The sequence below is a fragment of the Ginsengibacter sp. genome (assembly GCF_057362405.1).
In genome coordinates, this window is sequence record NZ_JBMQQG010000262.1 from 1 (window position 1) to 7,991 (window position 7,991).

The following is a 7,991-nucleotide window of genomic DNA, read 5'->3' on the forward strand; positions in this document are numbered from 1 at the left end:
CTATAGAGTTTTATATAATACTTATGTAGCACATGGCCGTAATTCCGGCGCCGAGTATGCAAAACTGTTTTCCAATAACCCGAGAAGCAATAAGAGCAGCCTTGGCTTTTATGTTACCGGCGATACTTACAGTGGTGAACATGGATATTCACTGCATTTGGAAGGCGAAGAAAAAGGGATAAACGATAATGCCTTTAAAAGAGCCATTGTAATGCACAGCGCCGATTATGTAAATGAAAATTATATAAAGACCAAGGGATATATTGGACGGAGTCTTGGCTGCCCGGCCATACCAGAAAAAGTTTACAAACCCATCATCGATGAGATTAAAGACGGCAGTTGCCTTTTTCTGTACAGCCCCAATAAATATTATCTCTCCCATTCAAAATTTTTGAGGCAGGCTTCTTAATGTCGTCTCTTTAGTCAAAATTTTACGGGAATTACTTTTGGGTCCGAAGTAAAAATCTACTTTTCTTATTTTGATTATTTCCCAGTTGTTACCTTTATCGCAATTAAATTGCAATATATGTTGAAGGTTGGTGTTTTTGGTGTAGGACATTTGGGCAAGTTTCATCTTAATAACTGGCAGGAAATAGATAATGTTAAGCTTATAGGATTTCATGATCCGTCCGATGAAAATGCAGCTGCCGTTAAACAGCATTATGGTTTAAAAAGATTTAAAAATGCAGCTGATTTAATAGACGCATGCGATGTAGTTGACATCGTTGCCCCAACAACTATGCATCATGAATTATGCAAGATGGCCATTTTAAAGAGCAGGCATGTATTTGTAGAAAAACCATTGGCCAATACCATGAGCGAAGCAAAGGAAATTGTTAAGCTTACAAAAGAAGCTAACATAAAACTGCAGGTGGGGCATGTTGAAAGATTTAATCCCGCGTTTCTTGCCCTCAAAGAATACAGCCTCAACCCAATGTTTATTGAAGTTCACCGCTTGTCCCAGTTTAACCCGAGGGGCACAGATGTGAGCGTGATACTCGATTTAATGATCCATGATATTGATATTATTTTAAGTCTCGTTAAAAGCAATGTGAAAAACATTTATGCCAACGGTGTGAATGTGCTGAGCGACACGCCTGATATTGCTAACGTTCGCATTGAATTTGACAATGGCTGTGTAGCCAACCTTACTTCGTCAAGAATAAGTATGAAAAAAATGAGAAAGATGCGTCTCTTTCAGAAAGATTCTTACATCAGCATCGATTTTCTTGATAAAAAAACAGAGGTAATTAAATACAAAACACCATCAGACAAAAACGTATTTACATTTGATATAGAAACCAACACAGGTAAAAAAACCATTGCAATTGCTGCTCCTCTTATAAAAGAAAATAATGCCATTAAAATGGAACTGGAAAGTTTTATCGATGCAATTATAAACAAACAGCCGGTAACCGTTAGTGATATGGATGGCTTTAATGCCATGGAAGTAGCCCATCTTATTCTCGATAAAATCAACAAGAACCAACTTAACTAAAAATTCAAAAGAAAATTGGCGAAGCCACTTTCAATAGTTTATTACGCACTTAGCGATTTTATTGCAGCATCTTTTTCGTGGGTAATTACCTATTACCTGTTTATAAAATATTACGGTGAATCATTTGAATTTAGCTACAAATATTTTTTCGAACTATTTATATATGCTGCAGGCTGGCTTATTTTGTATCACTTGTTTGGTGCCTATAAGAACATCTATTACAAATCCAGGCTAAATGAAATGTGGTTTACTTTTGCGAGCACTTTTACCGGCTGTGTATTACTCCTTTTTCTTTTTATTTTATATGAAGACAGAATAGATAACACTCTATTCTATAGAGGATTTTTTATATTACTTGTAATCCAGTTTTCCAGCACTTATTTTTTCAGATCGATTCTCTTATCAATAGCTCATACACAATTGCAAAGGCAACAGGTTTGGTTCAACACACTTATTATTGGCGGCAGAGAAAATGCCCTCCATCTCTATAGATCTATCGTTAATAACAAGGAAAAAACAGGATATAGAATTTGCGGGTTTGTGGCTGTTGACAATATTACTTTACCTGCATTAACTGCGCTTACGCCATCCCTTGGAACGATGGTCAACGCAGAAAAAATCATTGAGGATTATCACGTAAAGGAAGTAATTATTGCCCTTGAAAATAACGAGAAAGTCAGGCTGGAAAAAATTTTGCAGCTACTTAATGAGAAGGAAGTTAATGTAAAAATGGTTCCCGATAAATTGGACATCCTTAGTGGCGCCGTTAGAACTACCAATGTTATGGGTACGCCATTAATTGAAATTCATTTGGGATTGATGGAAGTATGGCAGCAAAATATCAAACGTCTTATTGATGTGCTCTTCTCAGTTTCTGGGCTTGTCATTCTGTCCCCACTCATACTTTATGCCGCCGTTAGAACGAAGTTTTCATCAGCGGGTGAAATATTATTTTTACAGGAAAGAATCGGTTATAAGGGCAAACCATTTACTATTTACAAGTTTCGCTCTATGATAACAGGTGCCGAAAAAAACGGTCCATTGCTCAGCAGCCAACATGACGAAAGAATTACGAGCTGGGGCAGAATAATGCGCAGGTGGAGACTTGATGAACTTCCTCAACTGTGGAATATATTACGAGGAGAAATGAGTCTTGTTGGGCCCAGACCCGAGAGAAAATACTATATTGATTGTATTGCAGAAAATTATCCCGAATATAAACTCTTATTAAAAGTTAAACCTGGATTAACGAGCTGGGGGATGGTAAAATTTGGTTACGCCGAAAATATTGAAGAAATGATTGAAAGAATGAAATATGATATTATTTACATAGAAAATATTTCACTGGCGCTCGATTTTAAAATAATGATTCATACAATAAGAATTATTTTATTGGGGAAAGGGAAATGAATTTCATTTTGTTTGCTTATATCTTACGCTACATATATTTTTTATATTTGATGAAATAACTGTCTTGAAAAGATTCGTATTAATATTTTTCTATATTTTTTACTTTTTTGCATGGGCAAATTGCCAGTCATTAAACAAAACCGGTGATGCTTACGCTAATTATTTTCAACAAAAAACAGATTACAAAATTGACGTTACGTTAAATGATGTTGATAATACTTTAGACGGATTTGAGATAATTAGTTATACTAATAACTCGCCCGATACACTCAATTTTATTTGGTTTCATCTTTGGCCAAACGCTTATAAAAATGATCGTACAGCTTTTAGTGAACAATTATTACAACTGGGCAGAACCGATTTCTATTTTAGTAATTATGAACAACGTGGGTACATTAACAGGCTCGATTTTAAAGTAGATGGCGTAACAACCCAACTTGAAGATCATCCACTATATATAGACGTTAGTAAACTCATTTTGCCAACCCCACTTGCACCGGGGCATACAATAAAAATCACCACTCCATTTCATGAAAAAATTCCTTTCAATTTCTCAAGAGGTGGACATGTAGGGAACACTTATCAAATTACACAATGGTATCCGAAGCCCGCCGTTTATGATAACAATGGATGGCATCCCATTCCCTATTTGGACCAAGGTGAATTTTATAGCGAGTTTGGAAATTTCGATGTTCAAATAACTATTCCAAAAGACTATATAGTAGCAGCGACAGGCGAATTACAAAATGTAGATGAGTTGAATTTTTTAAGGGAAAAATCAGATGAAGCGCATTTGCCAAAAAAGAAATCGAAAGTAATTACGGTTAAGGCAGTTCCGAACAAAACGGCAAGGTTTAAAAAAGCTCCGACGCCTAAACTAAAGGGTAAAACGTTGATAAAAGGCGCTAAAAAGCTTACAGCAAAACCAAGCCCAGTTGAAAAAATTGAAGAAGTATCAGAAAGTCCTTTCACCATAACAAAGGAAAAAGAAGAGTTTAAAACGATCAATTATAAACAAGAAAATGTTCATGACTTTGCATGGTTCGCTGATAAAGATTTCATCGTAAACCACGATACGTTGAAATTAGCTTCAGGCAGAATTATAGACGTATATGCCTACTATACTCCTGCCGGAGAAAAAGTCTGGAAAAACAGTGTTCAGTTTATCAAGGATGCAGTAATAACAAGAAGTAAATGGCTTGGAGAATACCCTTATACCGTTGTGTCTGCAATTGAAGCCAAAATGGGATTCAACGGCGGTATGGAATATCCGACAATAACAAGTATCTCGCCCATGCCAAATGAACGATCACTGGAATTTACAATAGAGCATGAAGTAGGTCACAACTGGAACTATGGTATTTTGGCCAGCAATGAACGGCAACATCCATGGATGGACGAAGGCATGAATACGTATTTCGACAATCGCTATAACAAGATTAAAGATAACGGTAACGTTATTCGAAAATCTACTCATGACTTCCTTAATAATAAGCTACCGCATGATGAAACCGATCTTGATTACAGAACAGAAATTGTTAACAAAAAAGATCAGCCAATTGAAACAAGTTCAGAAAATTTCTCAGAACTGAATTATGGATTAACGGCTTACTATAAAACGGGGAAATGGATGAAAGTCCTGGAAGATTATGTGGGCGAACCCTTGTTCGACAGTTGTCTCCATGAATATTATAACAGGTGGAAGTTTAAACATCCGCAACCTGAAGATTTTGAAAAAGTAGTTGAAGAGGTAAGCAAAAAAAATATTGATTCCATATTTTCGATGTTACATCGAAAAGGAAATATCGAACCACAACCAAAAAAAGATTTGAAACTTTCGGGGTTATTTAATTTTAATGAAACCGATAAACACAATTATATATTTCTTGCTCCGGCAGTCGGATATAATTATTATGACAAATTTATGATTGGCGGCCTTGTTCACAATTATACATTACCGGAACCTGCATTTCATTTTATATTAGCTCCAATGTATGCAACAGGCAGCAAGACATTTGCTGGAATTGGAAAAATTGGATACAACTTTTTAAGTTATGGATTTATTAGAAAAGCGGAATTATCTGTAAGCGGTGAAAAATTTTCAATGGATGAATTTACAGATTCTACCGGAAGACATAATTACCTGGGCTTCTCAAAAATTGTTCCCTCATTAAAAATTAGTTTCAGAAATAAAAATGCAACCAGCAGTATTACCAAAAGCATCCAATGGAAAACTTATTTCATTAAAGAAACGGACTTATTGTTTACAAGAGACACCATCAACCAGGTTGATATAATTTCGTATCCGGAGCTTACCCGATACCTCAATCAATTGCAACTTAGGATTGACAACAATCGGGCTCTATATCCTTATTCGGGAATTTTACAGGCAGAACAGGCGAAAGACTTTGTAAGACTTGCATTTGAAGGAAAATACTTTTTCAATTATGCCAAAGGTGGTGGATTGGATGTAAGATTATTCGGAGGAAAATTTATGTATTTGGGTGATAAAACCATCACTAAACAATTTGAAACCGACAGGTACCAATTGAATATGACGGGCGCTAACGGATATGAGGATTATACTTATAGCAACTATTTTTCCGGCAGAAATGAATTCCAGGGATTTCGATCGCAACAAATAATGATCAGAGACGGAGGTTTTAAAGTGCGTTCAGATTTACTTGCCAGCAAAATAGGAAAAACTGATGATTGGCTTGCAGCCGCAAATTTTACAACCGATTTTCCCAAGCAGTTTAATCCTTTGCAGGCACTCCCTTTCAAGATTCCTTTGAAAGTATTTTTAGACGCAGGCACTTATGCCGAAGCGTGGAAGGCAAATGCACCTACCGGAAAATTTATTTATGACGCAGGCTTGCAAATATCACTTGTAAAAAACCTGGTCAACATCTACATTCCGGTAATCTACAGCAAGGTTTATGCTGACTACTTCAAATCAACGATTACGGGTAAACGCTTTTGGAAAACGATCTCTTTCAGCATTGATATACAAAATTTCAGCTTTAGCAAATTCTTTAATAAGCCCGAATTATAAAAGTTTGGATTAATATTTTTAATGCTCATGTTTCCTGCGATTGCAATATTATTCAGGCAATAGAAGCTCTGCCAAGCGCAAATCGAACGGAGTAGTAATCTTAATGTTATTGCGCTCGCCTTCTATTAAATTTACGGCAAGACCAAATGCCTCAACAACTGAAGCCTCATCAGTGTACTTGTCTTTGTAATCAATTTTATAAGCGGGTAGTAATATTTTGCTATGGAAAGTCTGCGGTGTTTGAATGAGTTTTACTTTATTTCTGTCAACGATTTTATTGCCGTCGGCAGTTAATAATCTTACACTATCACCACATTCCAAAGCGGGTATCGCATTACCTTGTCCGAGAGCGGTTTCGTAACATCTTCTTATAAGATCACCAGTAACCAGGCATCTAACACCGTCATGAACAAAAATGACACTTTCTTCATTTATTAGTGCAAGGCCGTTTTGCACCGAATGAAACCGAGTTCTTCCTCCTGCGGTTATGCGTATCCGTGAGGGGTCGAAATATCCATCGATAATTTCCCGTCCTTTGCCAATGTGTTCTTCAGGGAGCACCAATATGATTTCTATATTTTCATAGACATCCAGGAACGCCTTTATTGTATAATATAATACGGGTTTATTTTTTAATAACAAGAACTGTTTAGGAATATCATTATTCATTCTTGTTCCCTTTCCGCCTGCGACTATAACAGCAAATTTCTTCATATCCTTTTTTACAAAATCAGCTTCCATAAATAGCAATTAGATTATTTCCCTTGCTGTTCTTAAATCCCCGATACATTCCGGGACTATTAAAAACCAGCGCCACATTGCCTTTAGCGTCCGCTCCTATTAGCCCTCCCTCTCCGTGCAATGCAACTAATTTTTTCATTACCACTTCTTCGCAAGCTTCCTGAAGGTTCATGTTCTTATACTCCATAAGGCAACTTACATCATATGCTGCAACAGCTTTAATAAATATTTCACCGTGACCGGTACACGAAATTGCACAGGTGTTATTATTGGCATATGTTCCCGCACCTATCACCGGGCTGTCGCCTATTCTTCCATATTGTTTATTGGTCATGCCGCCCGTTGATGTTGCCGCTGCCACATTTCCATAACTATCGCATGCGACTGCTCCAACAGTCCCAAACTTTTTATCTTTTAGTGCACTTTCCGATGTAGCCCCACTATGATCCAGTTGGTATGAATCACTTTCTCTTATTTCCAGCCACTGATTATAACGGAAATCAGAATAAAAATAGTCGTCGGTTTCAAACTTCATTCCCTGAGTTATGGCAAACTCATTTGCACCTTGACCTCCTAAGAAAACATGACCGCTATGCAGCATCACTTTTTCTGCAAGTTCTACGGGATTACGGACGTTTATAACACCGGCAACCGCGCCGGCAGCCAATGTATTTCCATCCATAATTGCCGCATCCATTTCATGCAAACCTTTGTGGGTAAATACAGAACCCCGTCCCGCATTAAATAGAGCATTGTCTTCCAGTAGCATTACGGCAGCTTTTACGGCGTTTACTGCCGAACCTCCAGAAGACAAAACAAAATAACCTGCATCCAGTGATTCCTTCAGCCCTTTTCTATATTCAGCTTCCAATTCCGGCGTTAGTTGTTCTTTGATAATAGTGCCAGCGCCCCCGTGTATGGCAATTGAAAACTCTTGCATGTTTAAATTTTTGAATTTACCGGGCAAAAACCAGCCCAAAATGAAATTGATAGCGCTGATATCTTGCCCGAACAAGCCATCTTATGCCGACATTTTAGCAGCCCGTGCAACTTTTCTACCTTCAAGAAGTTATTTTAGAATTTTTCATACTCTATCCATACTCTATCCATGCCTTTGGTATGCTCCATCCATACAGGATCCATACGTGTCTTATACTGAAAAAACTTTACACCTTTTAGGTTTATTACTGGATGAGCTTTACAGTGTTTTGCAATAATACTGAATAAGCTTTACAGTAGATTTTCTCATGGCCGTAAAAAAGAGGCGCGTCTTTGCTTTGTAAATGA

The 7,991-nt window shown here is 37.1% G+C and carries 7 protein-coding genes; 5 read left to right on the plus strand and 2 right to left on the minus strand.

Annotated features, from left to right (window positions below; genetic code table 11):
- The 4 genes from ACO1O5_RS21810 to ACO1O5_RS21825 all read left to right on the plus strand — a co-directional run.
- A partial coding sequence (locus tag ACO1O5_RS21810) for a murein L,D-transpeptidase catalytic domain family protein (RefSeq protein ID WP_486274066.1) occupies positions 1 to 409 on the plus strand: 409 nt, incomplete at its 5' end.
- 117 nt (positions 410 to 526) lie between these two features.
- The gene (locus ACO1O5_RS21815; RefSeq protein ID WP_486274068.1) at positions 527 to 1,498 is read left to right on the plus strand and encodes a Gfo/Idh/MocA family protein; all 972 of its coding nucleotides are present in this window, start codon (positions 527 to 529) and stop codon (positions 1,496 to 1,498) included.
- A gap of 15 nt (positions 1,499 to 1,513) precedes the next feature.
- The gene (locus ACO1O5_RS21820; protein WP_486274070.1) at positions 1,514 to 2,908 is read left to right on the plus strand and encodes a sugar transferase; all 1,395 of its coding nucleotides are present in this window, start codon (positions 1,514 to 1,516) and stop codon (positions 2,906 to 2,908) included.
- Between the two features lie 64 nt (positions 2,909 to 2,972).
- Entirely contained in the window at positions 2,973 to 5,963 is a 2,991-nt protein-coding gene (locus tag ACO1O5_RS21825; RefSeq protein WP_486274072.1) for a M1 family metallopeptidase, read from the plus strand.
- A 48-nt stretch (positions 5,964 to 6,011) separates the two neighbouring features.
- Here ACO1O5_RS21825 and ACO1O5_RS21830 read toward each other — a convergent pair whose 3' ends face one another.
- The gene (locus ACO1O5_RS21830) at positions 6,012 to 6,704 is read right to left on the minus strand and encodes a 2-C-methyl-D-erythritol 4-phosphate cytidylyltransferase (RefSeq protein ID WP_486274074.1); all 693 of its coding nucleotides are present in this window, start codon (positions 6,702 to 6,704) and stop codon (positions 6,012 to 6,014) included.
- Positions 6,694 to 7,644: an isoaspartyl peptidase/L-asparaginase family protein gene (locus tag ACO1O5_RS21835; protein ID WP_486274076.1), complete on the minus strand. Its 951-nt coding sequence runs from the start codon at positions 7,642 to 7,644 to the stop codon at positions 6,694 to 6,696. Before ACO1O5_RS21835 ends, ACO1O5_RS21830 begins: the two co-directional genes overlap by 11 nt.
- 40 nt (positions 7,645 to 7,684) lie before the next feature.
- On the opposite strand from ACO1O5_RS21835, the gene ACO1O5_RS21840 reads away from it, so the two are divergent.
- Positions 7,685 to 7,921 carry a hypothetical protein gene (locus ACO1O5_RS21840; RefSeq protein WP_486274078.1) on the plus strand — a complete coding sequence of 79 codons (237 nt, stop codon included), beginning with the start codon at positions 7,685 to 7,687 and terminating at the stop codon, positions 7,919 to 7,921.
- Positions 7,922 to 7,991 lie beyond the last annotated feature (70 nt).

Coding starts and splice junctions, on each gene's coding strand:
- ACO1O5_RS21835 (WP_486274076.1), bottom strand. CDS start 7,644: ATGCAAGAGTTTTCAATTGCCATACACGGGGGCGCTGGCACTATTATC.
- ACO1O5_RS21830 (WP_486274074.1), bottom strand. CDS start 6,704: ATGGAAGCTGATTTTGTAAAAAAGGATATGAAGAAATTTGCTGTTATA.
- ACO1O5_RS21840 (WP_486274078.1), top strand. CDS start 7,685: ATGAAATTGATAGCGCTGATATCTTGCCCGAACAAGCCATCTTATGCC.
- ACO1O5_RS21815 (WP_486274068.1), top strand. CDS start 527: ATGTTGAAGGTTGGTGTTTTTGGTGTAGGACATTTGGGCAAGTTTCAT.